The organism is Pseudomonas sp. HY13-MNA-CIBAN-0226 (genome assembly GCF_040310305.1).
In the GTDB taxonomy this organism is placed as follows: domain Bacteria; phylum Pseudomonadota; class Gammaproteobacteria; order Pseudomonadales; family Pseudomonadaceae; genus Aquipseudomonas; species Aquipseudomonas gregormendelii.
Genome location: NZ_JBEOPS010000120.1, coordinates 1 through 327, shown reverse-complemented (window position 1 = coordinate 327; position 327 = coordinate 1). Strand labels below are relative to the sequence as shown.

The 327-nt window shown below is 43.7% G+C and carries 1 pseudogene; it reads left to right on the top strand.

Annotation, left to right across the window (positions count from 1 at the left end):
- Positions 1-327, top strand: a pseudogene (locus AAEZ05_RS28035) (DNA-directed RNA polymerase subunit alpha); the annotation flags it as partial.

Here is a 327-nt window from a genome sequence, read left to right as displayed (position 1 = left end):
AACAAGGTCCAGGCACTATTACTGCCGCAGACATCGCGTTACCGCATAATGTAGATATTATCAATCCAGAATTGGTATTAGGTACATTAAGCGACCGTGGTCATCTTAAGATGAGTTTGCGTGTAGTAATGGGTCGTGGATATGAGCCAGCAAACCAGCGCCGTGAAGATGGTGATACGAAAGCAATTGGCCGCTTAAAACTTGATGCAAGTTTTAGTCCTGTGCTTCGTGTTGCTTATCAGGTTGAGAACGCACGTGTAGAACAACGTACTGATCTTGATCGTCTTATCATTGAGCTTGAAACTAATGGCACTATAGATCCAGAAG